This window comes from Halorientalis regularis (assembly GCF_023698535.1).
Classification (GTDB): domain Archaea; phylum Halobacteriota; class Halobacteria; order Halobacteriales; family Haloarculaceae; genus Halorientalis; species Halorientalis regularis.
Map to the genome: position 1 here is coordinate 363,529 of NZ_JALJCL010000001.1, position 26,970 is coordinate 390,498.

Below are 26,970 nucleotides of genomic sequence, written 5' to 3' on the forward strand. Positions count from 1 at the left end.
TGTGAGCGAGCGACCGAACCGGGGGGAGCGGTCTCTCGATAGATAATTTTTATAAATCCTCAGTCATATCTCCGGGGTGTGTCAGAGGTGACTTTTCGACGGTTACGGGTCGCCGCGCTGATCGTCGTGGCGGCGACGGTCTTCGGTCTCGCGACGGGGACGGCAACGGCTTCGGGAGCGGTGACGGCCACGAACGCGACCGCAGTCGGGGGCGCACAGCAGGCCACCGTCGAGGTCGTCGTGGTCGAAGCGGGATCGGAGGATCCGATCGATGGGATCAGCGTCTTCGCGGAGTGGGACGGCGGGTCGGTACTCAGAGAGACCGCGCCCAACGGCCGGGTACTGCTCGACGTGCCACGAGGGGGCCGCGTCGAGGTCACCGTGGTGTCCCAGCGGTACCACCGCGACTCGCCGTTCGTAATCGAGAGTGCCGCTGCCGGGGAGGTCGTCGTGCCGGTGACACCCTTCGGGAACGCGCCGCCGACCGCCGGGGACGTGACGGTCTCGACGACCGCGGGGGCGGCGGTGTCGGGGACCTTCGACGCGACCGATCCCGACGGCGGGTCGCTGGAGTACACTATCGTCCAGCGGCCGACCCACGGAACGGTCGAGTTGGCCGGTGACGAGTTTACCTACCGGCCGCCAGCCGGCTTCAGCGGGTCCGCCGGGTTCCAGTATCGGGTGCGCGACGGGAACGGCGGGACCGATACGGCTAGCGTCACGGTCGAGGTCCGGGAGGCGGGCGGTGGCGGCGTCTCGCGGGTCGCGTTCGACTACCGGAACTACGGCCCCGACCCGAACCTGGCGGTCAACGGCGACCGCCGGTTCGCGGCGTTCCCGTCGCTGGACGGGGCGACCGTCGGCGGCGCGACGGTGTCGGTCCGGGAGCGCGGCGACAGCGGTTACGCCGGGACCGTCGTCGTGACCGGTGACATCACCTCCTTCAGCGTCGGCGGGGTGGAACACTGGATCGACAACGTGACGCTGTCGACCGGAGCGACGACACGGACCGTCCGGTTCTCGAACCTGCGCCAAGCACAGCCCTACGAACCGGGCGACACGATCACTTCGGTGCCGACGGGCGTCGAGATGCGCGTCGAACCCCTCGCCCGCGAGGATGGATCGACCTACTCGGGGACTCCACAGGTCTCGAACGGCAAGTACTGGTTCGGGAACACCAATCTCCGGTTCCTGCTCGACAGCGTCGGCTCCGGCGCGCCGAGCATCGACGCGTCGTCGCTTCAGATCGTTCCATACCCCGTTCCCGTCGGGACCGAGCCCGAAATCAACGTGCAGATCAGCAACGCGGACTCGGCGTCGGTTCTCGTCGACCCGACCGGGACCGGAGAGACGGTGGACGTGCCGCTCGAAAACCTCGCCGGCGATCTCTGGAGCGCGAGTCTCGACGACGCCGCCGTTCTGGACGGTCTCGACGCGGGGGCCGAGGTCGACCTGACGATCCAGGTGAAAAACGACGCCGGGACAACGACGCTGGATCGATTCTACGGCGGGTCGCCACCGGACGGGGTCGCGTCGACGACCGATCCCGACCTCGATTACTACCTCTTCGAGCAGGTCAGGGACGCGGCGGTGGTCGTCGGAGAGCTGGCCGACGAGCCGGTCGCCGCGGACGCCATACCCAGTCGTGAGGGACGGAATCAGTGGCGCTTCGCCCGGGAACTGTACGTCAACAACTATTACGGCTCCGGGAACGGGTCGATGGGAGCCGTCGGGTTCGATCTCGAACTGTTCACCAACGACGGCGACCTCTATCAGGTCGAGGGAACGCGATCCACTTACGAGAACGACGACGCACATCCGCGGTTCGCGGCGGACCTCCGGGCGGTCGTCGAGTCGGAGATCGTCTTCGAGCGGTTCGACGTCTGGATCGCGTCCCACTCGGGCGAATCGCTCGGCCGGGCGTTCTTTTGTCCGCAACTCCCCGAGAAGGGGCTCCGAGCGGAACTCGATTTCTATGGGTGGGGGTGTGACAAATCCGGGTCCGGGGCCCGGACGGTGTACGTGACCGCGACCGGACTGGTGGGTGACGAGGGACACGGGACCGACGTGTGGCTCCACGAGTTCGGCCACGACCGGGGGCTCGACGACCTCTACGAGGGCGGGAGTTCGATTGCGACGCTGATGGGGTCCGGGGCGAACTTCCGCCGGATCGGAACCCTCAGCCGGATCGGACTGAACGACGGCTCGTGGGACCCGGGGGTCGAGTGGCTCGACACGGATCCGATTCCGGTCGCCGACCTCCCGTCGGGCGGGCGGACCGTCACGGTGCCGCGGCTCGAAACGCTCGATCTCGGCGACGAAGTGCCGGTGATCGAGGGGAAAAAGACGGTCAAGTACCTCGACGAACAATCGACGTTCGTTCCGGGGTACCGTCCGGCACCCCTGTCCGAGACGCCGGTCCTCTGGCTCTACCGGGCGGCTCCGGGGACTCTCGGCGGCGAGGTCAGAGAGCGGATCGGCACTCTCACCGACGTCGGCGAGTCGCTACGGCACCCGCTCGGTATCAGGTCGCCCGAACACGTCCGGTTCGAACTGACTGACAAGAGCGACGGCGAAGCCACGCTCGCCGTCGAAACGACGACGCCGCGGCCGAACACGTACACGGTCGTCATGCAGGATCGAGTACGAACGGGACCCGACCGGATCATCGCCGCGCCCGACGACCGGACCGACGGACAGGACCTCCATCTGGTCGCGATAGACGACCGGGGCCGACGCGTCGGCGTCACTGCGAGCGGCGAGTACGTGACCGAGATTCCGGGGGCAAGAGCGTCCGGCGACCGAGACGGGCTGGAGTGGGTCTCGGTCCCGCGGGACGCCGACGTCCGGTTCCGCGTCCGGAGCGACAGCGCGGCCTCGTCCCCGACGACGGAGGGCGCCGCCCGCGGGAACGTGACCCTCGCCTACCGGACGGCGGTCACGCGGACCGGGGACGACCCCCGGATCGTCCGACGGAACGGTAGCTACGCGGTGGCGGACGCGGCGACGGGCGTGGCGACCAACCGAACCGTGGAACCGGGCGCGAGTGTGCCGGCCCTGGACGCGCGGGTCGTCGCCGTAGCGGCGGCGAGTCCGCGGACGGCGAGCCCCGGCGAAGCGGTCGCGTTCGACGGGTCCTCGTCGTTCTCCCTCGACGGGTCGGTCGAGCGGTACGCCTGGGACCTCGACGGGGACGGGAGTACCGAAGCGAGTGGTCGGCGGGCACAGACGTCGTTCGCGGACGCCGGCACGCACACGGTGTCGCTGCTCGTCACGGGATCGGAGGGGCTCACCGACACCGCGAACGTCACTGTCTCGGTCGCGGCGGCCGACGACCCGAACGACGAGGACGACGGGTCCGGGACATCGGCGGGCGACGGTCCCGGGTTCGGCGTCGTCGCCGCGCTCGTGGCGCTGACGCTCGTCGTGGCTCGACTCCGTCGGACGTCCCGCGAGCGAACCGAAGGGACTCGCCGAAACTGACCCACCGTTCGTCGGGAACGACCGGGCCTCCGACACTCGACCCGCCCGACCACTTATTACCGATAGCGTGACAATCGCCGTCCGTGACGAGTAGCGCGCGGAGTCTCGCGGTCGGCGTACTCCTGTTCGCGGCGGTCGGGGCCGTCGCCGGGGTCGGAGCCGGCGCGACCGGTGCACAGGTCGCCGACGAACCGACCGACAACGGGAGCCTCTGGGCACGGACATACTTCACGAGTGCCCGGGACGAGTGGGACCAGCGGATCTACGGCGTCACGCGGACCGACGACGGTCTCCTGCTGGTCGGGACGGGCCGGAACGACCTGTTCGGCGACGAGGTGGTCGCGTACGCTGCCGAGACGACCCGCGACGGTCGTGGGACCTGGGGCCGGCCGTACATGCACGCCGCGACGCACACGCGCGCCCTCCACGACGGCCTGAAACTCGACGACGGCCGGTACGTCTTCGCCGGGACGACCAACGCCCCGTCGATGACCGGCGTGGGCCAGTACCTCCTGTTCGACAACACCGGCGACATCCACACCTGGCGGTACGCTCGCGGCCACGGCGCGTTCTACGACGTACTCTTGCTGAACGCGACCCGCGTCGTCGCCGTCGGCTCCGAACGGATCTGGGCCGTAGAGACCGCCCGTGGTGACGGCGGCCGTACGTGGACCCACACACCGCTGAGCGAGGTTACCCTCCGGGCCGGGACGCGGGCCGAAGACAGCATTCTCGTGGCCGGCACACAGGAGAGGAACGACGGCAGGACGACCGGCTACGTGGCCGAACTGGGGCCCGACGGCGACCGTCGATGGCGCCGGACGGTCGGTGGGCAGTCGGTTCGGTTGCAGGCTATCACGACCGTCGGAGACGACATCGTCGTCGGCGGGACCGACGGTCAGGGCGGTTGGCTGGCCCGACTCGCCGCGGACGGGGACACGCTGTGGACGCGAAGACCGTTCCCGGACGGCGGCCGAGTCGACGCGGTCGCGAGCGGCCCGGACGGGACGGTACTCGCCGCGGGCGAGACGGGGAACGGCACCGGTGTCGTCGCCCAGTTCGGCGCTGGCGGCCGGACGGTCTGGCGTGGCCGCCACGGCGCGGAGATCAACGGACTCCTCCCGGTGCGAAACGGAACGACTGTCGCCGTCGGCGCACGGTCTGACGGCGGCCATCTCGACGCCTACGCCACACGCATCGACTTCCGGCCCCCGGCGGCCGCCATCACGGTCGGGACCGACCGTGCGGAAGTCGGGAACACGACCGTCAGGCTCCGAGCGAACGGCTCGACCGACAACTTCGGCGTCGCCCGATACCACTGGGACACCGACGGCGACGGCAGGACGGACCATACTACCGAGGAGCCGATCCTGCGGTACGTCCCGGCAGAGACCGGCACGATCCGGCCACGAGTCACGGTCGGAGACGCGAGTGGCAGAACGGACACGGCCACCGCGACCACGGCGATCGACGTGACGGACACGACCCCACCGACCGCGGTGTTCCCCCGACCCTCGTCGGGAGTGGTGGCCGCCGGAGAACCGACCATCCTGTCGGCGACCGGGAGCCGTGACAACGGCGTGATCCGGGCCTACCGCTGGGACTTCGACGGCGACGGCAAGCCCGAGACCACGACCGATAACGCGGCGGTCGTCCACACGTTCGACGGGCGAAACCGAACCTACGAGGTCGGGCTGACGGTCGTCGACGGAGCGGGACAGCGCGACACCACCTCGCGACTGATCGAGACCAGGCGAAACGACCCGCCGGAACTCGCCCTGTCGGTCGACCACGTCGCCTCGGAACTGTACGACGACGGCTACGAGGCCCGGCTCGTGGCCGACGTGACGAACACCGTCGGGAACGCGACGGTCCGGTGGCGACTCCCGAACGGGACCATCCTGACCGGTCGGGCGATCAGCTTCGAGTTCCAGGAACTGGGGAGTACAGTCGAGGCGAGCCTCACCGACGAGTGCGGCGGGTCGGACTACGAGGTCATGGAGTTGACCCGTGCGGCCGAGGGCAAGACCGTCAACCGGAACGCCGGGGACCTCCCGACGACCGAGCGCGAGGAGACTGGAGCGAGCATCGAGAGCGAGCGAACGGCGACCGCCGGTCCCGGACTCGGCGCTGTGGCCGGTGCCCTCGCGCTGCTGCTGGTGGCACTGCTGTTGGCACGCGATTGACCTCGCGTCCTGCAGTCAAGCGGGCCGGCACACGGTGTCTGCTGTACTCAGTTCACGGACGGAGTGGCAACCTTCACACGGCTGGACCACCAACTGTACAGCAATGGCAACGGCAGACGCGGAGGTATCGCGCACGAAGGCGTGGCTGATGGCCGCGCGGCCACAGACCCTGCCCGCAGGGGCCGCTCCGGTCGTTGTCGGGACGGGACTGGCGCTCCACGACGGGGTGTTCGCGCCGGCCGCGGCGATAGCGGCACTGCTCGGGGCGCTCCTCCTGCAGGTGGGGACCAACTTCGCCAACGACTACTACGACGCCGTCAAGGGGACCGACTCGGCCGACCGCGAGGGGTTCACTCGCGTGACCGCCGGCGGGTTGATCGAACCCGCACGCGTCAAGCAGGCGATGGCTGCGACCTACGCGCTGGCGGTCGTCGTCGGCCTCTATCTCGTCTACGTCGGCGGCCTCCCGATCCTCGTCGTCGGGCTCTCCAGCATCGCTGCCGGCATCGCCTACACCGGCGGGCCCTGCCCCTACGGCTACCGCGGGCTGGGCGATCTGTTCGTGTTCCTCTACTTCGGCGTGATCGCCGTCGTCGGGACCTACTACGTGCAGGCCGCGGCGGCACTCACGAGCGTCCAGCCACTCGCGATGGGGATTCCCGAGGGCACCGTGACCGCGGCCGCGCTGGTGGCCAGCCTCCCGGCAGCCGGGCTCTCGACCGCGATCCTGATCGCGAACAACGTCCGCGACAAAGAGGAGGACGCCGCGGCGGGCAAGCGGACGCTGGCGGTGCTCTTCGGCGACACCTTCAGCCGGATCGAGTGGCTGGCGATGGTCGGCATGGCCTACGTCGTCCCCGTCCTGTTCGCGCTGGACCCGGCCTTCGGCCTCCCCGCGCTCGCGCCGCTGGTGACCCTGCCGCTGGCCGGCAGGATCGGAGCCACAGTGATGAACCGCACCGACGGCGCGGCGCTCAACCCGGCACTCGAACGAACCGGCCAGTTGCTGGCGGCCCACTCCGCGCTGTTCGCGGCCGGCCTCGCACTCGCATGATCGACATCGAACCCTACCACCGTGACCTGGCACGCCCGCTCTCGACCGCGCGCGGCGAGATCGAGGAGCGCGAGGGCTTCCTCGTGCGGATCGAGTACGCCGATCAGGTTGGGCTGGGCGAGGCCGCACCGCTTCTCGGCTGGACGGAATCGCTGGACGCCTGCCGGGAAGCCCTCGAGTACGCACCAGAACTCGCCCGCGACGAGGACTGGGGCGTAGCCCTCGGCGAGACGTCCGCGCCGGCAGCCCGGCACGCGCTGGCGCTGGCGCTCGCCGACGCACGTGCGAAACTCGACAACACGCCGCTGTACCGCTATCTCGGCAACGAGCGACTCGTCCGCCGGGTGCCGGTGAACGCGACCGTCGGCGACGCCGATGCCGAGAGGACCGCCCGGCAGGTCATGAAGGCCGTCGAGAACGGCTTCGAGTGCGTGAAGATCAAGGTCGGCGCACGGCGCGTCGCGGAAGACGCCGACCGCCTCCGGCGAGCCAGGGAGGTGGTCGGCGACGACGTGGCGCTCCGGGCCGACGCAAACGGCGCGTGGGACCGCGAACAGGCCGAACGAGCGCTGGAAGCGTTCGACGACCTCGATCTGGAGTACGTCGAGCAACCGATGTCGGCCGAAGAAGTCGCGGCCCACGCCGGCCTCCGGAACGGGGGCAACGAGGTGCCCATCGCACTCGACGAGTCGCTGGCCGAGCGGCCGGTGACGGACCTGCTGGCCGCCGAGGCCGCCGACTACCTCGTCCTCAAGCCGATGGCGCTGGGCGGCCCCGACAGGGCCAGAAACGTCGCGCGACAGGCCAGACAGGCGGGCGTGACGCCGGTGATCTCGACGACGATCGACGGCGTCGTCGCGCGCACCGCAGCGGTCCACGTTGCCGCCGCCATCCCCGAGATTCCGGCCTGTGGCCTCGCGACGGCCGACTGGCTGGCCGACGACCTCGGCCCCGACCCCGCGCCGGTCGCCGACGGCCGGATCGAAGTCCCACAGGCCAAGGGGCTGGGTGTCGACCTCGGGGACGAGTGATGGACTGGCCGACACAGGACCTCGTCGCCGCCCGCGCCGCCGCGACGCCGGACCGGACCGCCCTGATCGACGCCGACCGCGACGAATCGATCACCTACCGTGGGTACGACGCGGCGGTCGGCCGTCGGGCGAGTGCACTGAACCAACTGGCGAGCGACGACCCCGACCGGATCGCCGTCCTGCTCGGCACCCGACCAGCGTTCGCCGAACTGTTCTTCGCGGCCATGCGACTGGGTGTCTCGGTCGTCCCGCTGAACGTTCGCCTGACGCCCGCCGAGGTGAGCGAGCAGGTCGAGCGCACCGACCCCGCCGCGCTGATCTGTGCGCGCGGGACGGCAGCGACGGCCACCGAGGTCTTCGAGGGCCCGATTGCGTCGGTCGACGAGACCGAGCGAGACGGCGTGCAGGCGCTCGAAGACCTCGGCGGCGAACCCGTAGAACCGGCGACGCTGACGCCCGAGACGGAACAGGTGGTCATGTTCACCTCCGGGACCACGGGCCGACCCAAGGGTGTGCGACTGACCGTCGAGAATCTCGTCGCGAGCGCGACGGCCTCGGCCTTCCGGCTGGGCGTCTCGCCCAGTGATCGGTGGCTCTGTTGCCTCCCGACCTACCACATGGGCGGACTCGCACCGGTCGTCCGCTCGGCGCTGTACGGCTCGACGGTCGCGATCCAGCGCGAGTTCGAGGCCGCGGAGACCGCACGAGTGCTCGACGAGTTCGAGATCACGGGTGTCTCGCTCGTCCCGACCATGCTCTCCCGCCTGCTGGACGCGGGCTGGGAGCCGTCCGAGCAGTTGCGGTTCGTCCTGCTCGGCGGTGCGCCGGCCGCCGAGGAACTGCTCGCACGCTGTCGGGAGCGGGACGTACCGGCCTGTCCGACCTACGGCATGACCGAGACGGCCTCACAGATCGCCACGGCCACGCCCGAGGGCGCGGCTTCCCACGAGGGAACAGTCGGGCAACCACTCGTCAATACGACCGTCACGGTCGTCAACGAGGACGGCGATCCCGTCGCGCCGGGCGAGACCGGCGAGATCGTCGTCTCCGGCCCGACGGTGACGCCGGGGTATCTCGATCCCGAGGTCACCGAGGAAGCGTTCGGCCCAGAGGGCCTGTACACCGGCGATATCGGGTCCCGGGACGAGGACGGGCGGTTGTGGGTGCACAACCGCGTAGACGACCGGATCGTCACCGGCGGCGAGAACGTCGACCCCGGCGAGGTCGTGGCTGTCCTGCGGGAGCATCCCGAGATTCGGGAGGCCGCCGTCGTGGGACTGGACGACGACGAGTGGGGCGAACGTGTCGGGGCACTGGTAATCCCGGCGGACGAGGCGCACCCCACCGCCGAGGACATCGAGGACCACTGTCGGGAGCGACTGGCGGGGTTCAAACTCCCGCGGACGGTCGGGTTCGCCGAAGAACTGCCGCGGACGGCGTCGGGAACTATTAAAAAAGAGAGGATCAGAAATTATCTCACAGAGGGCGACACCCAAAACTAAGTTTTAGTAATTGAGACGACCAGCCTCAACCACTGTATGACCCGCTAACGACGACTAGGCCGTGCCTTCGCCTTCGGTCCGCGGTCAGCCGCTGACGACTACAACAGAGGACACCACCCGCTCGGTCCGCCGGGGCTTCGGGCTGGTGACCGTCGGTCGTCGCGGTGTCGGTCTCGATCCGCTCGTCGACGTCGACGGCCCGTGGCCCGGCCACGACGGTCCGGTCGGCGAATCGGCCGCGTCCGAGGACCGCACCCAGCAGGAATGCGAGACAGCCGACAACCGCGAGCGGCGGCGGTTGCCGACGCTTCGTGCCGTCCCGTCGTCGGCGACCGTCTCCGCCAGCACCGGGCCGACGCCGACCGTCCCCGTGACGAGTCCGGTCGCGTACGAGAGCCACGCGGGGTAGGCTGGACCGCGGAGGGACTGCTCGCGGCGGCGACCGAGGAAGTTCGTCAGCGACATCGCAGAGACGCGGGGGACGTACGTCGGCAGCGAGATGTGGCTCTCCTCGTCGTCGTAGGCCGCCGCCCGGTGCACGTCGGCGACGCGGAGGCTTTCGGTGTGCAACCTGACCAGCAGGTCGTTGTAGTAGCCGTAGAACTCGTACATCTCATCGAACTCGACGGCTTCGAGGGCGTCGAGTGAAGTGGCCGTGCAGCCGTTCTGCGGGTCGTTCGTTCCCCAGTAATCCGACAGCAGTCAGCCACAGCAGGTAAGAGGGCGGACTCGGTAAGTGGTCTATGGCCGACGAGTCGATCAGTTACGCGCTCGTTCGCAAGGTAGCCGCCGAGAAGGAAGTGGACCCGGCAGCGTTAACACCGCTTCACGACGTGATCGACCCCGACGCGCTCGAATCGATGTTCGACGACACCGGCGGATCCGTGCTCCGCAACGGCCACGTCAGCTTCGACTACGAGGGGTTCACCGTCGAGATAGACCACGAACGCTCGGTCTCGCTCAGAGCGAACCACGACGACGGTTGAAATCGGATTCGTGAGCGCCTGGGAGAGACGTTCTGTTCGACCCGTTCCTGTCAGGAACCAATGACAGAACTCAAATAGGTAGCGGAAGATACACTACGTAGATGTTCAGCGAGCGTCCGCGAGATGCCCTAGAAGCCCTTCCGCAGTCGACGGCGTACCCCGTCGCGCTGCTCTGTCTGTTGCTCGGGTCGTCGCTGGCGTTCGCGACGAACTACGACATCCTGGGCGCGGTCGGTGTGTTGCTGCTCTGTCTCCTCTCGCTCGTCTACGGCGCGCTCCAGATGCCCGAGCAGATGGAGTGAACGGTCTATAACAGGCTGATGACGGCCGTACTCACCGTCTGGACGACCTGCTCCCAGACGGAGAAGCCGACCGTGATCGACAGCACCGTATCGAGGCCGAAGAAGGCGAACAGACCGGCCCCGAAGAAGTGGGCCTTCCGGAGGTCGAACCGGTGGGAGAACCGATAGAAAAACACGGCGTTGGCGATGCTGACGGGGATGATCGCCAACATCTCGCCCACCCAGATGGCCGGGTGTGCGCCGTACTGGATGGCGAGCCCGATGGTGACCAGTTGGGTCTTGTCACCGAACTCGCCGACGGCCATCATGCTGAAGATCGGCAGGAAACTCCCGAGCGTGGTCGGGACCGTCCCGATCACCGGCAGTTCGTATCCTTCGACGGCGTTGACGCCAGACCCGTCCGTGCCCATCGGCTGTGCATCGGGGGACGGTGCGGACCGCCAGAGCGCGACCGCGAAAAACAGGAAGAGCGCGGCGGTGATCGCGCTCAGATAGACCTCGGGCAGCGCGCCCTTGATCGCCTGCCCGAACCAGATTTCGAGGGCGGTCCAGCCGGCGAAGGCGGTCCCCGCTGCGGAGACGACCACGAGCGGATTGTACCGCGTCGAGAGTCCCGAGATGAGAAACTGCACCTTTTCGCCCGGCAGCACGGCCAGCTGGGTGGCCATCGCGACCACCATGATCTCGAAGAACCCGGTCATGGCTCGGAGGCGTGGCGGTTGTCGGGCCGCTCGTCGGTGTCGGTCTCCGCCGGCTCGGCCCTGATCGTCGCGGCGACGTCGTCGGGGAGGGTCTGGCGGCCGTCCTCGTGGGAGACAGTCATCGTGCCGATGGGTGCCTTCTCCTCGATGACGAGCTGGCGGCCGGGGACGATGCCGGCCTCGGCCAGATACTCCAGTTCGTCCTCGTTACGGTCTCGGACCCGGGCGACGACGACACGGTCGCCGACCGAAAAGTCGGCGAGTGACCGGGTCTCGTCGGCGGCCGGCGGTTCCAGCGTGGCTTCCGGGATCGGATCGCCGTGTGGATCGACCGCGGGGTCGCCCAGTCGCTCGGCGATCCGGGCCTCGAACTCCTCGCTGATGTGGTGTTCCAGCACGTCGGCTTCCTCGTGGACCTCGGTCCACTCGTAGTCGAGATGATCGACGAGAAACGCCTCCAGTAGCCGGTGGTGTCTGATGATCTCGACGGCCACCGTCTCGCCCTCGTCGGTCAGCTCCACACCCTTGTACTTCTCGCGTGCGACGAGGCCTCGTTCCGCCAGTTTCTCCATCATACTGGTGACCGTCGGGGCCGTCACGTCCAGCGACTCCGCGATCAGTGACGTCTTGACGGGTGCCTCGTGCTCGCGCTGGAGTTCGTATATCCCCTTCAGATAGTCCTCCATCACGTCGCTGAGCATTCTTGGCTAAGATTAGACGTCTCTAATTCATAAGCCTGGTCCTTCGAACAATTTGGTTATCACTGATAGAACGTCGGACGCGAGCGTGGGACTCAGCGGCTCACCACTCGCCGGGGCGACCCGGCGCGACGGACGGGAACGCCGGCTCCCACGATTCGAGCTGGTTCCCGCAGGTCGGACAACAGCCGGTCGGACGCAAGGAGCGAAGGATGGCCCCTGCACCGGTATCCTCGTTGAACACGCCCGCCTGCATCGCGAACGCGCACTCGTCGGGATAGGACTCGCATCTGACCCCTGTCGTTTTCGCGACGACTGGCCCCCGTTCCTCACTCATGGCCACTCGAACGGCGTGGATACACTTACGTTCGGGGGTCAGACAGCGGCTGATCGGCGGTCGAGGCGACGCTACCGTCTACAGGCCCCAGTCCAGATTCGTGGCGATTTTCATGTGGCCGGTCGAGTGCAACACCGTCGCGACGCCCACGCCCACGAGAACCGAGCCGGCGAGGATGCCGGCGGTCAGCACGGTCCATACCGTCGGTCCAGCAGACTGGATCGACGGCGAGTACGTTGCGATGGCCCAGAAGAAGTCCCCGATGAAGATCCCGCCGCCGACCAAGAGGATGGTCCCGAGGAGGCGACTCGGGGTCGGCGTGGCAGGTTTGTCTTTGATACGCATTGGACTAGATACGGTATTCCAGTGAGATATGTGTTACTACGCCCACGGCTGTCGAAGGTGTGTGAGCAGTTGGCGCTGGTTCGGTGGTTCGCTGGCGGGTATCGGGTGTTCGGCCCGCAACTAACTGCGAAGAGAGTGAGTCGTACACGCTACTCGCTGGTCCGGAAGATGGCTGTCTCCCGAGCGGTGACTACCGGGTCGTCGACGACAACTACTTCCGGGAGGGCCAGTCCGGGGGTATCACCGTCGAGATCCCGTAATCACCAGCCAGACAATTTAATTCGACCGAGACCCAATCACGGATCGTGTGCACACTCGTTCTCGCCTGGCAGGTGTTCGCCGACACGCCCGTCGCCGTCGCGGCGAACCGCGACGAGATGGTCGACCGCCCCTCCGAGCCACCGCAACGGCTCGGCGACGGTCCCGCGGTGATCGCGCCGCGTGACAGCGAGGCCGGCGGGACCTGGATCGGGCACAACGAACACGGGCTGTTCGTCGGCATCACGAACCGCTGGACCGACGCCGAGTTGGCAGGCGAGCGCTCCCGCGGCCTGCTCACGCGGGACGCGCTCCGGCAGGAGAGCGCCGAGGAGGCCGCCCGGTTCGTGGAGAGCGAGGTTCGCGACCACGAGTTCGAGGGATTCAATCTCGTCGTGGCCGACGGGGACGCCGCCGTCCTGCTGGAGTGGGACGGCCAGCTCGCGGTCCGGAACTTCCAGCCCGGTGTCCACGTCGTCGTCAACGTCGGCGCGGACGGCGACTGGCGGATTCCCGACGAGAAGTCCGAGGACGGCCGGAGGCAGGGCGAGAACGCCGCCGCAGTCCGGACCGAACTCCGACCCGAACCCGGCGAGCAGGCCGGCGCGTGGATCGAGCGCGCCGCCGACGTGATCAGCGATCACGAGTACGGCGTCTGTATCCACCGGGATCGGTTCGGGACGCGTTCGTCGTCGCTTCTGACCATCGGGCCGGAGGGGAGCCGCTACCGGTTCGCCGACGGCCCACCATGCGAGACCGAGTATCGGCCGGTCGAAAGTCAGTTTTAAACCGCAGACAGTCCCAGAGATGGGTATGGTTACGCCCGAATCCGAACTCACCGAGGACGAGCGCGGCGGCCTCGAACTCGTCCGGGAGACCGGTGGCATCCACCAGAGCGAATTCTGGAAGGAACTCGACGTCTCCTCCCGCAAGGGGAGCCGCATCGTCGAGTCACTGGCCGACAAGGGTCTCATCCAGCGCGAGGAGACCGTCTACGAGGGCCACAACACATATCACCTCACTCCCGCACCCCGCGACCTGAACTTCTCCCTGTTGATGGCCGGCGACATGCTCTCCCCGTTCATCGGTGACGAGGAGGTCGACCCCCACTCGGACGCCTTCTCCCAGTGGGTCATGAACCTCGCCTACGAGGAGTAACTGTCATCGCGGTGGCGTGAGTCCGGCCGGACTGGTCGCCCGCGACTGGTCCCCCGCAGAACGAACGAGCGTCGCTTTCTATCCGGTCGTCGGCCTCCTGCCGGTGTGATCCCCATCGCCGTCGGTGCTTTCGACCTCGGCGGCCCGCGACACCGGTATCGGGCTTGCGAGGTTACCGTCAACGGCACCGGCGACCCCATCGGAATCGTGCCCGACGAATCTCGGAGCGTGATCACCGTCAGCGGTGTCCGAAGTGTCGGGTGCGGTGAATTGACACGCTCGCCGTCCTGGGGATGTCTCCTCGAAGAACACGTCGCAGCGACCGGTACCCTCACGGTCGACACGACGAGGTACGAGGGCCCAACCGATCCCTTCGTCCGCCTCGACGCCGGGTACTTCCGGCGGACGGTGAGCGAGAACAACGGGACCACGACGGTCTCACTGGAACTGGTCGCGGCCCGAACCGTCCTCGAAACCGTCGGCGACGACCTGCACGACGCCCCCGCGCCACTCGCCCGTGCAGTCCGGCAGGGGTCGGCACGGTCGACCGTCGAGTACGGGACCGGCCGGTACGTCCTCGACGGGGGCAAGTACTGCTACGTGAGCCGTGCCGGGCAATCCGGCGGCGTGGCGGGCCGCTGGGGCTTCTCGACGGTCGGCGCGCTCGCGGGGCTCGCACTGCTGGCCCGCGGCCACCGACTCCGCATCGAAGGCCGAACCGACGAGTGATACCGATATTTGACACTGGGTCGATCAAAAGTGCCGGGAAACGACGCCATGTAGATTGCTTGCTTCATTACATTCATTATAACGGGGGAATTTACCAGACACCATGGGAATTGGGGACATGCGTCGTGTGGAGACGGAGCGTTGCACCGATTTGTACTACGTCGACCCAGGCGTGTACGAAGTGCCGGGGCACACGTCGGTGTATCTGCTGGACGGCGAGCGGCCGGCGATCATCGAGTCGGGGATCGGGAAACACACCGACCGCGTGCTGTCCGCGCTGGACGAACTGGGGATCAGTCGCGAGGAGATCGAGGTAATCGCGCTCACGCACGTCCACCTCGATCACGCCGGTGGGGCCGGGGAACTCGCCGCGGCGTGCCCGAACGCGGAGGTGGTGGTCCACGAACAGGGGGCGCCCCACCTCGTCGACCCGTCGACACTGGTCGCCGGCACGAAACAGGTCGTCGGCGAGTCCGGCTGGCAGTTCTACGCGGAACCGGAGTCCGTTCCCGAGAATCGGATTCGCGAGGTGACCGACGGCGACGTGATCGACCTGTGCGACCACGAACTCGCCGTCCACCACGCCCCGGGCCACGCCACTCACCAGATGTTCTACCACGATCCGGCCAACGACGCCGTGTTCACCGCCGACGTGCTGGGCTGTTTCTACGAACAGTTCGACACCGCCCGGGTCGCGACGCCGCCGCCCACGTTCGATCTCGACCAGTGTCTCGACGACATCGAGTTACTCCGCGATATCGACGCCGAAACCCTCCTGTACAGCCACTTCGGCCCCCGGCCAGCGGACGGTGCGCTCGACGCTTACGCCGACGTGTTGAAAGCCTGGGTCGCCCGGGTCGCACAGACGCGCCGCCGGCAGGACGACGACCGCGCGGCGTTCAAACACCTGCTCGGAGCGAACGACGTGCCAGAGGGCTGGAGCGACGACCTGGAGTACGGTGAACTCCGGATGAACTTCTCGGGGGCGGTGACGTATCTGGACCAGCAGGAGGGAGCGGCGACGGGCGACCGGGAGCGACCGACGACGGAGTGATCGGAACGAGAGCCGTCCGGCAGTTTCGTTCGCATCGACCGGTGAGTCCGTCACGACAGTTTTGAAGGTCACGGCGGAATCACAGGACGGGAAATGGACGACTGGCGACAGCGACTGGGCCGCGGGACGGACATTCTCGCTCGGCAGGCCGTCAGGGTACCGCTGCCGGACGTAGCCGCCGAGCGAACGCTCCACGAGAACATGCACCGCATCGCGGACGCCGGTGACCGGAAGGCGGAGTTACTCGCCGATCCCGACGTGCCGCTCACCGACGCCTACGAGTACGAACTCGACGAGATGAGCCAGGGATTCAAACACCGGCTCCAGCAGCTCGTCGGCGAGGAGTATCACGCCGTCGCCGACGAGTATCTCCGTGGCGAGCGTGACGACTGGATCGGCGCGCTCGCCGTCTACTATCAGGAGTGTTACTGCCGGCTGCAGGAACGATTCACCGTCGACGACGACATCTGCGTGCTGACCGTCCTTCGCTACCCGGACTCGTTCACGGTGAACTTCAGTTTCTTCGACGGTGACGTGACCGGCGACGCGATCCGTTACGAGTCAGCCAAACACGACGAGACTGACCTCGACGCCCGCTATCGAGACCGATACCACGCGGAATGCCAGTACTCACAGCGGAAAGCGGCCGAGTACATCCGCGAGCGAACCAGTCTGATCCGGGCGGCGTTCCCGGACCCGACGGCGTCGCACGCCCGAGAGTGGCAGTACGGCGGCTTCGTTCACGTCACCGGTCGAGACGGCCCCGTGTTCTCGGAAGTCCTCGACTCGGTCACACCGGACCCGGACCGCTTCGACGAGCCCGCCACGAAACCCGGGTTGGTCCCGGAAGGGCCCGAAGTCGAACGAATCAAGGGCGAGTTCCTCGACGAGGCCGAGTTGATCGTCTGATCGCCCCCTGAGTCCTCGCGAAACAGTCCCTCAATCGGAGTGAAACCATCGTCGGCTACGCCAGCGCGCTCCCGGCCCGAATAATCTCCGTCTCGCCGAACGCGGGGCCGACGAACTGCATCCCGACGGGGAGGCCGTCGTCGGTCTCGCCCGCCGGAACCGAGATGGCGGGCAGGTTCGCCAGATTGACCGGGGTCGTGTTCGCGTCCGCCAGATACATCGTGAGCGGATCGGACAGGCTCTCGCCCATCTCCATCGGCGGGACGGGCATCGTGGGCGAGGCCAGCACGTCCGCCTCGCTCAGGGCCTCGTCGAAGTCCTGTTTCACCCAGGCGCGGGCGTCCTGAGCTTTCTTGTAGTACTTGTCGTGATACCCCGCCGAGAGGGCGTAGGTGCCCAGCAGGACGCGGCGCTTGACCTCCTCGCCGAAGCCTTCCTCGCGGACGCCGGCGAACTCCTCGTTCCAGTTGCCTTCGTAGTCGGGGCTGGGACCGTAGCGGACGCCGTCGAACCGCGCGAGGTTCGAGGAGGCCTCGGACATGGCGATCACGTAGTAGGCCTCGACGGCGTGTTCGACCGACGGCAGGTCGACCTCGTGGTAACTGGCCCCCTGGGCTTCGAGGTCGTCGATGGCGTCCCAGAAGGTCTCGACGACTGCCTCGTCGGCACCCTCGACCAGTTCCGTCGGAATCCCGATCTCCATGCCCTCGACGTCGCCGTCCGCGGCGGCGGCGTAGTCGGTGTCTGCGCCCTCCTCGCGCTCGCGGGCTTCGCCCGCTCGCGTATCCGAGGTGCTTCGCGCCTCGCTTGCCTCCCGGGTCGTCGCGTCGCGGTCGTCGGGACCGGCGATCACTTCCAGCAGTTCGGCGGCCGCCTCGACGGACGGTGCGATGGGGCCGATCTGTTCCAGCGAGTTGGCGTAGGCGATGAGGCCGTACCGCGAGACCAGGCCGTAGGTGGGTTTGATGCCGACGACGCCACAGAACGCGGCGGGACAGCGCACGGAGCCGCCGGTGTCCGTGCCGAGGGCGAGGTCCGCCTCGCCCGCGGCGACGGCCGCCGCGGAGCCCCCGGAGGAACCGCCGGGGACGTGGCCCGGCGCGGCAGGGTTCTCGGTCGGGCCGAACGCGGACGTTTCGGTGGTCGTGCCCATCCCGAACTCGTCCATGTTGGTCTTGCCCGTGATGGTCGCACCGGCCGATTTGAGGCGCTGGACGACCGTCGCGTCGTAGGGTGGGACGTACTCGTCGAGCATCGCCGAGCCGCAGGTGGTGCGGACCCCCTCCGTGGAGATGTTGTCCTTGACTGCGACGGTACGGTCGGCCAGCGGGCCGTCGTCGTCGCTCTCGATCCGCTCGTCGGTGATATAGGCGTTGTGCGACATTAGGAGACCTTCGGCCCCTTGAAGAAGCCCGCCTCGCTCTCGGGGGCGTTTCGCAACGCCTCGTCCTGATCGAGGGAGTCGCGGACCTCGTCTGCTCGCATCACGTTCGCGAGGTCCGTCTCGGAGTCGACTTCCGGGACCTCGTCCAGCGTCTCGAAGTAGTCGAGGATGTCCGCGAACTGCTCGACGAACCGGTCGACCTCCTCGTCGTCGAGGTCGACGCGGGCCAGCGAGGCGACGTGGCGCACGTCCTCGGGTTCGACGGCCGAATCGCTCATGTTCGCGGCGAGGCCCGGACTGGCGGTAAGGGTTTCGATACTCGGGCTTTCGCTCCGGCGCTTCACACGCGAGCGCGCTCGCGCGACGCAGCGCGTTCAACGGCCGAAATCGGCACGTACGGACGCTCAAGATGCCGAAAGTTTTAAGTCGGCGGATCCACAACACAATAACGCATTAGAGAGTTTTCCGGGCACCAGTGCCCGCCGATTCAACCAATGACCGACACCACCATCAGAGAGTATTCGGGCGAGCGCGAGCGCACGCGTGAAGAGCCGACGGAATCGGACGAACGGGAAAGCGAGGAACAGGTCGCCTGTCCGGAGTGTGGCGGCTCGCTAGCGAACGACTCCGAGCGGGGCGAGACGGTCTGTGAGGACTGTGGACTGGTCGTCTCCGAGGACGAAGTCGACCCCGGGCCGGAGTGGCGCGCCTTCGACGCTCAGGAAAAAGACGAGAAGAGCCGGGTCGGTGCCCCGACCACGAACATGATGCACGACAAGGGGCTCTCGACCAACATCGGCTGGCAGGACAAGGACGCCTACGGTAACTCCTTGTCCTCGCGCCAGCGCGAGAAGATGCAGCGACTGCGTACCTGGAACGAGCGGTTCCGGACCCGCGACTCCAAGGAACGCAACCTCAAGCAGGCTCTCGGCGAGATCGACCGTATGGCCTCGGCGCTCGGCCTGCCCGAGAACGTCCGGGAGACCGCCAGCGTCATTTATCGCCGCGCGCTGGACGAGGACCTCTTGCCCGGCCGCTCCATCGAGGGCGTCGCGACAGCCTCGCTGTACGCCGCCGCGCGACAGGCAGGCACACCGCGCAGTCTCGACGAGATCGACTCGGTCTCACGGGTCGACAAGGACGAGATCGCCCGGACCTACCGGTACGTCGTCCGGGAACTGAGTCTGGAGATCCAGCCCGCCGATCCCGAGAGCTACGTCCCCCGCTTCGCCTCGGACCTCGACCTCTCGGAGGAAGTCGAGCGCCGGGCGCGGGACCTGCTGAGTTCCGCCAAGGAGAAGGGCGTCCACTCCGGGAAGTCCCCGGTCGGCCTCGCGGCGGCCGCCGTCTACGCCGCCTCGCTGCTGGCCAACGAGAAGGTCACCCAGTCCGAGGTTTCGGAGGTCGCATCCATCTCCGAGGTCACCATCCGTAACCGCTACCACGAACTGCTGGAAGCCGAAGACACAGTCTCCCAGTAACTCACCGCTCTCCTCTCGCTGTCGCAGTGCCCGACAGCGACGGCAACGCGATCACCGACGGTCACTCCACCAGCGACCGGACGTACTTCGTGACGTGATCGTCCATCCGGCGCTTGTAGCCGGCCTGTCGGGCCAGTCGGTCGAGTTCGCGGCTGACCAGACTCCCGTACTGGACGGCTTTCTTGTCCCGGCCCGCAACCGTCTCGGGGAGCCACGGCTCGGCTGCCCGCCGGAGTGCGACCTTCCGCTCGGCGTCCCCGCGGTCCGCGCCCGGTTTGGGGTCAGCGACGAGCAGAGTCCCGGGCAACGGGAGCGCCGCTTCGACCACCCGGTCGTCCAGCAACGGCGGGACGGGTTCGACGCCCGCGGCCCGCAGTGCGAGCACGTCCCGTTCGAGCTGGTCGGGGAGCGTGGTCACGACTTCGCGGCGCGCACCCCGGACCGTCTCGGCGTCGACGCGCGGGTCGTCGGGCGCTTTCGCGACTTTGGCGTAGCCGCCGAACAGTTCGTCGGCCCCCTGCCCCACAGCGAGCCGGTCGTAGCCGTCGGCGGCGACCTGCTCGGCCACGAGATAGAGGGGGAGCGCGATCCCCACGTCCATCGCGTTGGCCCGGCCGGTCGCGCGGACCAGTTCCGGGACCGCCCGTTCGATGTCCTCGTGCGTGAGTTCGACGACGGTGAGGTCACGATCCATCGCCGCGGCGGCCGAGCGGGCGGCGTCAACGTCGTGACTGTCGGGAAAACCCGCGACGTACAGCGGCGCGTCCAGTCGGGCGGCCAGAATCGCCGAGTCGACGCCCCCGGAGAACGCGACTGCGAGGCTCTCCGCGTCGACCGCGGCGGTACTGGCGGCGACCGCCGCCCGGACTGCCTCGATGGCCGCCGCGTCGTCGTCGGTCGCGGGCGGGTCCGGCAGCGTCCAAACCTGCTCGTCGCCGCTCTGGGTTCGTACGTGCCCCGCCGGAACGGGGGCGGGATCGGTCAGATCTCGGGGGTCGAAACTCCACGTCGTGTGATCGTCGGCCTCGGTGAAACAGGGGTAACGGCCGAGAACGTCCCGGACCAGCCGAGGCGCTCCGTCCTCGGCGTCGAGTCGTCCGGCGAATCCGCGGGTCCCGGGCAGTGGGCCGCCACCGTCGAGTGCGGCGCGAACGGTCGTCGGGTCGGCACCGTGGATCATCGCAAATCGGAGAGGCGGCGCGCGACGCGACGCTTGACGCCGCCAGCGGCCTGCCGAAAGCTGATCCGCCAGGGCGTGCGCTTGCCTTCGACGGTGGTGTGGCCCTCCCGGATGGCCTCCAGAATGGCGTCGACGCTCCGCTCGGCCGCGTCGATCCGGGTGACGGCCTGGCCGATCATCTCGCTGATGTGGGCGTCGCTCCCGGCGGTCATGGGCATCCCGTTGCGGCGGGCGAACCGCTCGGCCTGGCGGTTGGACCGGCCCGTCAGCAGGCGGGAGTTGTACACCTCGATAGCGTCGGCGGCCGTCAGCGTCTCCTGTGAGATGTTCGCGAGGACGCCGCTGCGGGACTCCTGGAACGGGTGTGGGACGACGGCGATGCCGCCGAGCGTGCGGATGCGGTCCAGCGTCTCGCCGAAGGAGAGTCCTGGCGGGACCGCTTCGCGCACTCCCAGCGCGAGGACGTGGCCGGCGGCCGTCGAGACTTCCATGCCGGGGATGCCGACGAGGCCGTACGCCTCGGCCCTCTCGACGGCCGCCAGGCTGGCCTCGATCTCGTCGTGATCGGTGACGGCCAGCGCGTCCAGTCCGATGGCCTGGGCCTGTCCCAGAAGCAGTTCGATGGGATCACGGCCGTCGTGAGACAGCGACGAGTGGGAGTGCAACTCGGCGGCGAGCACGTCCGACCATTGACCCGGGCCTGTCAAAAGCGAACCGGTCCGTCAGCCACGCGTCCGCCGACGCGCCCGGGAACTGCACGGCTCCGACCGGTCGGGTGACAGGTGCGTCGAGCCGCGCTCGGGATCCCCCGGCGCTCGAACATGTTCCTCGAGCGGGCGGGGAAACGTGGCCGCAGGGCCGCTCTCGGCGGTCGCGTGTCGGAGCGATTATAAGCGTCGCCCGTTCAGATGCGGACACATGGTCCGAGACCCGTTCGCGGACGAGGACCAGCCTGATCTACAGGACGTGCTCGACGCGCTGGACGACCCGAAGTGTCGAGCCATCGTCCGGAACCTCGACGAACCCATGACAGCCGAAGAGATCTCCGAGGCCTGTGACGTCCCTCTCTCGACCACCTACCGGAAACTGGATCTGTTGACCGAGGCGTCCCTGCTCCGGGAGGGCATGGAGATCCGTCCCGACGGGCAACACGCCAGCCAGTACGAGGTGGACTTCGAGGAAGTCGTGGTCGCGCTCGACGACGACCGGGCGTTCGAGGTCGGGATCAGCCGGGTCCCCCGGACCGCGGACGAGCGACTGCGCGATCTCTGGTCGGAGGTGCGTAAAGAAACGTGATCGAACTCTATCCCCTCGTCCACCTGCCGACGGTCATCACCGCGCTCAAGACGGTGACACTCGTGCTGGGCGCGATGATCACGTTCTTCTCGTACAAGGCCTTCCGCCGAACCGGCGCGAGACCCCTCGGCTTGCTCGCGCTCGGGTTCGCGGTCGTTACCCTCGGGAGCCTCCTGGCCGGCGTGTTCGACCTCGGCCTGTCGCTCCCCCGGGAGTACGCGATCATCGCCGAGACGGGGCTGACGGCGCTTGGCTTCGGCGTCATCGTCTACTCGCTGTACGCCCGGTAGGTTCGGGTCGTCGGCAGTCGGGGCCGAACTCAGGCGGTTCTGAGGCGATTCATCGCGTCGGGGAGTTCCGCGGCCGCCGTCGAGGTCGCCTCGTCGCCCCGCCAGAAGCGTTCGACGTAGCCCTCGGCGTTGACTAGCAGGATGAGCGAGCGGTGCGTGAACATGTAGCCCTCCGAGTCGTCCGGTGCGGACGCGGTCGCCGTCGACGGCGTCGAACTGCCGGCGTCCGTGTCGGTCGCCGTCGATCCGGCCACCGTCCCGTTCTCGTCCGGGTACACCTTCTCGAAGTGGACGCCGAACTCCGCCTGGACGACTGCCCTCGCCCGGGCTTCCGTTTCGGGGCGGAGGAACGTCCAGTTGCCAGCGTCGAGCGCAACGTTGCGCTCCTCGGCGTACGTCCGGAGGCGTTCGGGGGTGTCCCGCGCCGGGTCGAACGTAATCTCGGCGAATTCGACGGCGTCGCCCCAGCCCTCCTCGAGGGCCGTCCCCTGTGCGGAGACGAGCGCCTGCGTCAGCAGCGGGCAGGCGGTCATGCAGTTGCTGAAGATGAACGTCAGCGCGAGCGGTTTGTCGAACCCTCGCGTCGACATCTCACCCTCGCCCAGCGCCCGCGGGAGCGTCGCGGCCGGAATCCGCTGGCCCCACGCCGGAAACCGCACGTCTTCCGCGTCGAACGACATCTCCTGTTTGGGCAGTTCCATATTGGGGTACTCGTCGGCCGAACTGCCTCCACCGAGACACCCGGCAACCGCGACCGTTCCCGCCGTCGCGCCGAGGGCGGTCCGGAGGTACTGTCGTCTGTCCATCGTGCGGACGTTGCGACTGGACGGGCTAAAGCGTCGCGTTCTCCCGCGCTCGTGTGCGGCGAGCGCACGGACGGCGATTCCCGGAGTGCTGGAATCTCGACGGATACTAATCCGGGCGAACGCCAAGATGGAGTATGACCGATCACGTGCTGGTGCCCCTGGACGCCTCGCCGCTGTCCGACCGAGCGCTGGAGTTCACCCTCGACGAGTACGCCGAGGACGCGACGATTACCGTCCTGCACGTCCTGGATTTCGTCGAGGCGGGCTACGGCGCGCCGATGGAGGCGTCGCTCCCGGGCTACTGGGAAGACTGGTACGAGAACGAGGAAGAAAACGCCGAACGGCTGTTCGAGGACGCGCAGGCGACCGCCGACGAGTACGGTGTGACCCTGGAGACGGAGACCACGCTTGGCAAGCCAGCGCGGAGCATCGTCGAGTTCGCCGACACCGAGTCGGTCGATCACATCGTCATGGGGAGCCACGGCCGCTCGGGCGTCTCTCGGATCTTGCTGGGCAGTGTCGCCGAAACGGTCCTCAGGCGGGCGCACTGTCCCGTCACGATCATTCGCTGAGGCGCGCTCGACTCGACTTTCTTGCAGGTATGAAAGGTGTTCCCAACCCCTGTCACGTTTAGTCGGGCTTATACAGGATGGTGAAAAACCGACGGGTATGCACACCGAACGTTCGAGCGAATCAGACGGGTCGGCGGCCAGTCGTCGCGGCTTTCTGCGGACGGCGGCGACGGGCGCGGCGGCGGCGGGCGTCGCGGCCGGTGCGATCGGCACGGCGACGGCACAGGACGGGACGGCAACCGAGTCCGGCGGGCCGACGTTCGACGGCTGGCTGTCGGACACGACCAACTACGACGGCGAAGTCGTCGACATGACGGGCCAGGACTCGATCACCATCGGGGTCGGCGGCAACGGCCTCGTGTTCAGTCCACCCGCCGTCCGTGTCGACCCGGGCACGACAGTCACCTGGGAGTGGCAGGGCGGTCGTCACAACGTCGTCGGCGAGAACCGCGACTTCGACAGCGGCGAGCCGACCAGCGAGGTCGGTGCGACCTTCGAACAGACCTTCGAGGAAACCGGCGTCGTCAAGTACCTCTGTGAGCCCCACGCCGGCATCATGCAGGGCGTCGTCGTCGTGGGCGAGGCGGCCATGGGCGGCGAGCACGGTGGCGGCGAACACGGCGGCGGCAAACTCGTCCTGACGGACGGCCTGCTGGCGATGGGCGTCGCCATCGTGCTGGGCATCCTCTCGCCGATCCTGTTCGCGATCCACCTCTCGCTCAACAGCGACAAACTCGGCGGCGGTACCTCCGGCGACGACGATCTCAAGCGGATCGACTCGTAGGCGACCGGATCCACGCCATCGAACCGCCCGCGACCGACGAAACAGTTAGCACCGTCGCCCCGTAATCCGGTTCGTGGACGAGACGATCCGCTGGCTCCGCGACCGCCCCTACTACGATGGGCAGCTCACCCACCACGAGACGGTCCCCGGCCACGACGCGACGTTCGCCGATCTGGACCTCCCGGATCGCCTGGCCACCGCGCTCGAAAAGCAGGGAATCGAGCGGCTGTACGGCCACCAGGCGGCCGCAGTCGAGCGCGTCCGCGACGGTGACGACGTGGTGCTGGCGACCGACACCGCCAGCGGCAAGAGTCTGGCCTACACCATCCCCGCCTTCGAGCGCGCGCTGGATCACACCGGCTGTACCCTCTATATCGCCCCGCAGGTCGCGCTCATCGAGGACCAGACCGACGCCCTCCAGGACCTCGCGCACGGCCTCGGCTTCGGCAGTCGGGTGACCGTCGCCCAGTACACCGGCCGCCAGTCCAAATCCGAGAAGCGAGACATTCGCGAGCGCCAGCCCACGGTCCTGCTCACGACGCCGGACATGCTCCACTACGGCATCCTGCCCCACAGCCACCGCCTGTGGGAGTGGTTCGTCGAGCGCCTGGAGACCGTCGTGATCGACGAGGTCCACGAGTACCGGGGCGTGTTCGGCAGTCAGGTCGGCCTCGTGATGCGCCGCCTCAATCGGGTCTGCGAACGGTTCGACTCGTCGCCGCAGTACGTCTGCTGTTCGGCGACCATCGGCAACCCGGTCGAACACGCCGCGACCGTGACAGGCCGGTCCGAGTCGTCGTTGTCCGCACTCACCGACGACGAGAGCGCGACGGGGCCGACCCACTGGCTGTTCTGGAATCCGCCGGAGTACGAAGACAACGGGTGGGGGAGCGGCCGCCGAAAGTCCAGCCACACCGAGACGAAACGGCTGTTCGTCGACCTCGTGAGCCGTGGCTTCCAGACCGTCGTCTTCACCCGCTCGCGCCAGACCGCCGAGCGCTACGCCACCGAGAGCGCCGACGAGTTGCGCCGACGTGGCGACCGCGACGCCGCGGAGACGGTGACGGCATACCAGGCGGCGCTGACCAACGAGCGCCGTCGGTCGGTCGAGGAGGGACTCCAGTCCGGCGAAGTCCGGGGCGTCTGGAGCACGAACGCGCTCGAACTCGGCGTGGACATCGGCGGCCTCGACGCCGTCTTGCTCGACGGCTATCCCGGCACCCGGATGCAGGCCTTCCAGCAGGCCGGCCGGGCGGGTCGTGGCACGGACCCGAGCCTCGTCGTCCTCGTCGGCGGCGAGGACCAGCTGGATCAGTACTTCATGCGGAATCCGACCGAGTTCCTCCAGGCCGAGCCGGAGCGAGCCATCTCGAACCCGGAGAACCGCCAGCTCATGCCCGGACACGTCTGCTCGGCCGCCCGCGAAACCTGGCTGACGCCCACCGACGACCGACACTTCGGGCCGGAGTTCCCCGAAGTCGTGACCGAGTTGACCGAAACGGGCGACCTCGACCGGCGGGAGACCGACGCCGGCATCCGCTGGCTCTACGACGGCGACGGCAGTCCCCAGCACGAGATGAGCCTCCGGACCATCGACGACCAGCAGGTCCAGTTGCGGGACCGCGCCAGCGGCGACACCGTCGCGAAACTCCCCTTCGGCGACGCCCTGCGCGACGCCCACCCGGGCGCGATCTACCACCACCAGGGCCGGACTTACGAGGTGGTCGACCTGGACCTCGATCTGGGCGTGGCCGAACTCTCGCAGACCCACGCCGACTACTACACGCAGGTCCTCCACGACAAGACGATCACCGTCGAGGACGACCACGACGAGCGACCGATGCCCGGGCGCGAGGACAGTACTCTGCGGCTGGCCGACGTGACGATGCGCAAGCAGATCACGGGCTACGAGCGCCGGGACGGCTCCAGCGGCGAACCCCTGGGGCGGTTCGCGCTCGACCTGCCCGAGACGACGCTGGAGACGCGGGCGTTCTACTTCACCGTCCCCGAACCGGTCGAACGAGCGATGCGCGAGCGGGCGGCCGAACGGAGCGAGACCGCCGACACCGACGAGGCGTTCGGGGGCGGCATCCACGCCGCAGAACACGCGATGATCGCCATGATGCCCGCCGAGTTGCTCTGTGACCGCCGGGACGTGGGTGGGCTATCGACGCCCCTGCATCCTCACACCGACCAGTCGACGATTTTCGTCTACGACGGCTACCCCGGCGGCGTCGGCCTGACCGAACGCGCCTACGCCGACATCGGATCGCTCGTGTCGACGACCCGCCGGATGGTCGCCTCCTGTGACTGCGCCGACGGCTGTCCAGCCTGCGTCCAGTCGCCCCACTGCGGGAACGCCAACGACCCGCTGGACAAGGACCTGGCGCTGGACCTGCTCCGGGAACTGGACGAGGTTGGCGACACGGACCGATAGCCACTAT

Annotated in this window: 29 protein-coding genes; 19 read left to right on the top strand and 10 right to left on the bottom strand. The window is 68.0% G+C overall.

The features are described 5' to 3' along the window. The first annotated feature begins 78 nt into the window (after window positions 1–78). The 5 genes from MU521_RS01985 (at window position 79) to menE (ending at window position 9,256) form a co-directional block, all read left to right on the top strand. Window positions 79–3,483 (top strand): Ig-like domain-containing protein, encoded by a 3,405-nt coding sequence (locus MU521_RS01985; protein ID WP_092686475.1) that lies wholly within the window; start codon window positions 79–81, stop codon window positions 3,481–3,483. An 83-nt stretch (window positions 3,484–3,566) separates the two neighbouring features. Then, window positions 3,567–5,669 carry a PKD domain-containing protein gene (locus tag MU521_RS01990; protein ID WP_092686474.1) on the top strand — a complete coding sequence of 701 codons (2,103 nt, stop codon included), beginning with the start codon at window positions 3,567–3,569 and terminating at the stop codon, window positions 5,667–5,669. 103 nt (window positions 5,670–5,772) lie between these two features. Next, window positions 5,773–6,723, top strand: coding sequence for a 1,4-dihydroxy-2-naphthoate polyprenyltransferase (locus tag MU521_RS01995; RefSeq protein WP_092686473.1), 951 nt, complete (start codon window positions 5,773–5,775; stop codon window positions 6,721–6,723). Continuing rightward, window positions 6,723–7,754 carry a mandelate racemase/muconate lactonizing enzyme family protein gene (locus MU521_RS02000; protein ID WP_394327218.1) on the top strand — a complete coding sequence of 344 codons (1,032 nt, stop codon included), beginning with the start codon at window positions 6,723–6,725 and terminating at the stop codon, window positions 7,752–7,754. Before MU521_RS01995 ends, MU521_RS02000 begins: the two co-directional genes overlap by 1 nt. Beyond that, window positions 7,754–9,256 (top strand): o-succinylbenzoate--CoA ligase, encoded by a 1,503-nt coding sequence (gene menE / locus MU521_RS02005; protein WP_092686471.1) that lies wholly within the window; start codon window positions 7,754–7,756, stop codon window positions 9,254–9,256. Before MU521_RS02000 ends, menE begins: the two co-directional genes overlap by 1 nt. Window positions 9,257–9,340: 84 nt before the next feature. On the opposite strand, the gene MU521_RS02010 is transcribed toward menE, so the two are convergent. Beyond that, a complete protein-coding gene (locus MU521_RS02010; protein WP_092686470.1) occupies window positions 9,341–9,868 on the bottom strand; it encodes a hypothetical protein in 528 nt (175 codons plus the stop codon). A gap of 131 nt (window positions 9,869–9,999) precedes the next feature. On the opposite strand from MU521_RS02010, the gene MU521_RS02015 reads away from it, so the two are divergent. Together MU521_RS02015 and MU521_RS02020 are read left to right on the top strand one after the other, a co-directional pair. Then, the gene (locus MU521_RS02015; protein WP_092686469.1) at window positions 10,000–10,242 is read left to right on the top strand and encodes a HalOD1 output domain-containing protein; all 243 of its coding nucleotides are present in this window, start codon (window positions 10,000–10,002) and stop codon (window positions 10,240–10,242) included. Between the two features lie 101 nt (window positions 10,243–10,343). Continuing rightward, a complete protein-coding gene (locus MU521_RS02020) occupies window positions 10,344–10,544 on the top strand; it encodes a hypothetical protein (protein WP_092686468.1) in 201 nt (66 codons plus the stop codon). A 5-nt stretch (window positions 10,545–10,549) separates the two neighbouring features. Here the strand turns inward: MU521_RS02020 and MU521_RS02025 are convergent, their stop codons facing one another. From MU521_RS02025 to MU521_RS02040, 4 genes are all read right to left on the bottom strand, one after another. Next, a complete protein-coding gene (locus MU521_RS02025; protein ID WP_092686467.1) occupies window positions 10,550–11,245 on the bottom strand; it encodes a TMEM165/GDT1 family protein in 696 nt (231 codons plus the stop codon). Further along, window positions 11,242–11,946 carry a metal-dependent transcriptional regulator gene (locus tag MU521_RS02030; RefSeq protein WP_092686466.1) on the bottom strand — a complete coding sequence of 235 codons (705 nt, stop codon included), beginning with the start codon at window positions 11,944–11,946 and terminating at the stop codon, window positions 11,242–11,244. Before MU521_RS02030 ends, MU521_RS02025 begins: the two co-directional genes overlap by 4 nt. A gap of 100 nt (window positions 11,947–12,046) precedes the next feature. Then, window positions 12,047–12,280 carry a hypothetical protein gene (locus tag MU521_RS02035; protein ID WP_092686465.1) on the bottom strand — a complete coding sequence of 78 codons (234 nt, stop codon included), beginning with the start codon at window positions 12,278–12,280 and terminating at the stop codon, window positions 12,047–12,049. A gap of 78 nt (window positions 12,281–12,358) precedes the next feature. Beyond that, window positions 12,359–12,625 carry a hypothetical protein gene (locus MU521_RS02040; protein ID WP_092686464.1) on the bottom strand — a complete coding sequence of 89 codons (267 nt, stop codon included), beginning with the start codon at window positions 12,623–12,625 and terminating at the stop codon, window positions 12,359–12,361. Between the two features lie 83 nt (window positions 12,626–12,708). Between MU521_RS02040 and MU521_RS02045 the strand changes: the two genes are divergently transcribed. The 6 genes from MU521_RS02045 to MU521_RS02070 all read left to right on the top strand — a co-directional run bounded on the left by MU521_RS02045 (window position 12,709) and on the right by MU521_RS02070 (window position 16,733). Continuing rightward, window positions 12,709–12,885, top strand: a complete 177-nt coding sequence (locus MU521_RS02045; protein ID WP_175452723.1) for a hypothetical protein — start codon at window positions 12,709–12,711, stop codon at window positions 12,883–12,885. A gap of 45 nt (window positions 12,886–12,930) precedes the next feature. Then, entirely contained in the window at window positions 12,931–13,671 is a 741-nt protein-coding gene (locus MU521_RS02050) for an NRDE family protein (RefSeq protein WP_092686463.1), read from the top strand. Between the two features lie 25 nt (window positions 13,672–13,696). After that, a complete protein-coding gene (locus MU521_RS02055; protein ID WP_394327214.1) occupies window positions 13,697–14,041 on the top strand; it encodes a helix-turn-helix transcriptional regulator in 345 nt (114 codons plus the stop codon). 105 nt (window positions 14,042–14,146) lie between these two features. Beyond that, complete coding sequence (locus MU521_RS02060) at window positions 14,147–14,770, top strand: DUF8127 domain-containing protein (RefSeq protein WP_092686461.1); 624 nt, start codon at window positions 14,147–14,149, stop codon at window positions 14,768–14,770. A gap of 103 nt (window positions 14,771–14,873) precedes the next feature. Next, window positions 14,874–15,824 carry an MBL fold metallo-hydrolase gene (locus tag MU521_RS02065; protein ID WP_092686460.1) on the top strand — a complete coding sequence of 317 codons (951 nt, stop codon included), beginning with the start codon at window positions 14,874–14,876 and terminating at the stop codon, window positions 15,822–15,824. A gap of 93 nt (window positions 15,825–15,917) precedes the next feature. Further along, window positions 15,918–16,733 carry a hypothetical protein gene (locus MU521_RS02070; protein ID WP_092686459.1) on the top strand — a complete coding sequence of 272 codons (816 nt, stop codon included), beginning with the start codon at window positions 15,918–15,920 and terminating at the stop codon, window positions 16,731–16,733. Window positions 16,734–16,788: 55 nt separating this feature from the next. Here the strand turns inward: MU521_RS02070 and gatA are convergent, their stop codons facing one another. After that, the gene (gatA, locus tag MU521_RS02075) at window positions 16,789–18,117 is read right to left on the bottom strand and encodes an Asp-tRNA(Asn)/Glu-tRNA(Gln) amidotransferase subunit GatA (RefSeq protein ID WP_092686458.1); all 1,329 of its coding nucleotides are present in this window, start codon (window positions 18,115–18,117) and stop codon (window positions 16,789–16,791) included. Beyond that, a complete protein-coding gene (gene gatC / locus MU521_RS02080; protein WP_092686457.1) occupies window positions 18,117–18,395 on the bottom strand; it encodes an Asp-tRNA(Asn)/Glu-tRNA(Gln) amidotransferase subunit GatC in 279 nt (92 codons plus the stop codon). Before gatC ends, gatA begins: the two co-directional genes overlap by 1 nt. Before the next feature lie 216 nt (window positions 18,396–18,611). On the opposite strand from gatC, the gene MU521_RS02085 reads away from it, so the two are divergent. Further along, window positions 18,612–19,598, top strand: coding sequence for a transcription initiation factor IIB (locus MU521_RS02085; RefSeq protein ID WP_092686456.1), 987 nt, complete (start codon window positions 18,612–18,614; stop codon window positions 19,596–19,598). A gap of 61 nt (window positions 19,599–19,659) precedes the next feature. Here MU521_RS02085 and MU521_RS02090 read toward each other — a convergent pair whose 3' ends face one another. Together MU521_RS02090 and MU521_RS02095 are read right to left on the bottom strand one after the other, a co-directional pair. Beyond that, window positions 19,660–20,775: an asparagine synthase C-terminal domain-containing protein gene (locus tag MU521_RS02090; RefSeq protein WP_394327217.1), complete on the bottom strand. Its 1,116-nt coding sequence runs from the start codon at window positions 20,773–20,775 to the stop codon at window positions 19,660–19,662. Beyond that, window positions 20,775–21,458, bottom strand: a complete 684-nt coding sequence (locus tag MU521_RS02095) for a PHP domain-containing protein (protein WP_092686454.1) — start codon at window positions 21,456–21,458, stop codon at window positions 20,775–20,777. The genes MU521_RS02090 and MU521_RS02095 overlap by 1 nt, the downstream gene beginning before the upstream one ends. A 238-nt stretch (window positions 21,459–21,696) precedes the next feature. Between MU521_RS02095 and MU521_RS02100 the strand changes: the two genes are divergently transcribed. Both MU521_RS02100 and MU521_RS02105 read left to right on the top strand, forming a co-directional pair. Further along, window positions 21,697–22,074 carry a winged helix-turn-helix domain-containing protein gene (locus MU521_RS02100; protein ID WP_092686453.1) on the top strand — a complete coding sequence of 126 codons (378 nt, stop codon included), beginning with the start codon at window positions 21,697–21,699 and terminating at the stop codon, window positions 22,072–22,074. Next, window positions 22,071–22,364 (top strand): DUF7521 family protein, encoded by a 294-nt coding sequence (locus tag MU521_RS02105; protein WP_175452722.1) that lies wholly within the window; start codon window positions 22,071–22,073, stop codon window positions 22,362–22,364. The genes MU521_RS02100 and MU521_RS02105 overlap by 4 nt, the downstream gene beginning before the upstream one ends. A 29-nt stretch (window positions 22,365–22,393) precedes the next feature. On the opposite strand, the gene MU521_RS02110 is transcribed toward MU521_RS02105, so the two are convergent. Continuing rightward, window positions 22,394–23,170 (bottom strand): SCO family protein, encoded by a 777-nt coding sequence (locus tag MU521_RS02110; protein WP_092686452.1) that lies wholly within the window; start codon window positions 23,168–23,170, stop codon window positions 22,394–22,396. 134 nt (window positions 23,171–23,304) lie between these two features. On the opposite strand from MU521_RS02110, the gene MU521_RS02115 reads away from it, so the two are divergent. From MU521_RS02115 to MU521_RS02125, 3 genes are all read left to right on the top strand, one after another. After that, window positions 23,305–23,742: a universal stress protein gene (locus MU521_RS02115; protein WP_092686451.1), complete on the top strand. Its 438-nt coding sequence runs from the start codon at window positions 23,305–23,307 to the stop codon at window positions 23,740–23,742. A gap of 97 nt (window positions 23,743–23,839) precedes the next feature. Next, a complete protein-coding gene (locus MU521_RS02120) occupies window positions 23,840–24,526 on the top strand; it encodes a halocyanin domain-containing protein (RefSeq protein WP_092686450.1) in 687 nt (228 codons plus the stop codon). A gap of 73 nt (window positions 24,527–24,599) precedes the next feature. Continuing rightward, the gene (locus tag MU521_RS02125) at window positions 24,600–26,963 is read left to right on the top strand and encodes a DEAD/DEAH box helicase (protein ID WP_092686449.1); all 2,364 of its coding nucleotides are present in this window, start codon (window positions 24,600–24,602) and stop codon (window positions 26,961–26,963) included. Window positions 26,964–26,970: the final 7 nt, after the last annotated feature.

What these genes read in the sequence shown, in the direction of transcription:
- MU521_RS02025 (WP_092686467.1), bottom strand. Translation starts at nt 11,245, where the DNA reads ATGACCGGGTTCTTCGAGATCATGGTGGTCGCGATGGCCACCCAGCTG.
- gatA (WP_092686458.1), bottom strand. Translation starts at nt 18,117, where the DNA reads ATGTCGCACAACGCCTATATCACCGACGAGCGGATCGAGAGCGACGAC.
- menE (WP_092686471.1), top strand. Translation starts at nt 7,754, where the DNA reads ATGGACTGGCCGACACAGGACCTCGTCGCCGCCCGCGCCGCCGCGACG.
- MU521_RS02010 (WP_092686470.1), bottom strand. Translation starts at nt 9,868, where the DNA reads ATGTACGAGTTCTACGGCTACTACAACGACCTGCTGGTCAGGTTGCAC.
- MU521_RS02055 (WP_394327214.1), top strand. Translation starts at nt 13,697, where the DNA reads ATGGTTACGCCCGAATCCGAACTCACCGAGGACGAGCGCGGCGGCCTC.
- MU521_RS02110 (WP_092686452.1), bottom strand. Translation starts at nt 23,170, where the DNA reads ATGGACAGACGACAGTACCTCCGGACCGCCCTCGGCGCGACGGCGGGA.
- MU521_RS02020 (WP_092686468.1), top strand. Translation starts at nt 10,344, where the DNA reads ATGTTCAGCGAGCGTCCGCGAGATGCCCTAGAAGCCCTTCCGCAGTCG.
- MU521_RS02065 (WP_092686460.1), top strand. Translation starts at nt 14,874, where the DNA reads ATGGGAATTGGGGACATGCGTCGTGTGGAGACGGAGCGTTGCACCGAT.
- MU521_RS02040 (WP_092686464.1), bottom strand. Translation starts at nt 12,625, where the DNA reads ATGCGTATCAAAGACAAACCTGCCACGCCGACCCCGAGTCGCCTCCTC.
- MU521_RS02085 (WP_092686456.1), top strand. Translation starts at nt 18,612, where the DNA reads ATGACCGACACCACCATCAGAGAGTATTCGGGCGAGCGCGAGCGCACG.
- MU521_RS02100 (WP_092686453.1), top strand. Translation starts at nt 21,697, where the DNA reads ATGGTCCGAGACCCGTTCGCGGACGAGGACCAGCCTGATCTACAGGAC.
- MU521_RS01995 (WP_092686473.1), top strand. Translation starts at nt 5,773, where the DNA reads ATGGCAACGGCAGACGCGGAGGTATCGCGCACGAAGGCGTGGCTGATG.
- MU521_RS02035 (WP_092686465.1), bottom strand. Translation starts at nt 12,280, where the DNA reads ATGAGTGAGGAACGGGGGCCAGTCGTCGCGAAAACGACAGGGGTCAGA.
- MU521_RS02030 (WP_092686466.1), bottom strand. Translation starts at nt 11,946, where the DNA reads ATGCTCAGCGACGTGATGGAGGACTATCTGAAGGGGATATACGAACTC.
- MU521_RS02015 (WP_092686469.1), top strand. Translation starts at nt 10,000, where the DNA reads ATGGCCGACGAGTCGATCAGTTACGCGCTCGTTCGCAAGGTAGCCGCC.
- MU521_RS02120 (WP_092686450.1), top strand. Translation starts at nt 23,840, where the DNA reads ATGCACACCGAACGTTCGAGCGAATCAGACGGGTCGGCGGCCAGTCGT.
- MU521_RS02115 (WP_092686451.1), top strand. Translation starts at nt 23,305, where the DNA reads ATGACCGATCACGTGCTGGTGCCCCTGGACGCCTCGCCGCTGTCCGAC.
- gatC (WP_092686457.1), bottom strand. Translation starts at nt 18,395, where the DNA reads ATGAGCGATTCGGCCGTCGAACCCGAGGACGTGCGCCACGTCGCCTCG.
- MU521_RS02070 (WP_092686459.1), top strand. Translation starts at nt 15,918, where the DNA reads ATGGACGACTGGCGACAGCGACTGGGCCGCGGGACGGACATTCTCGCT.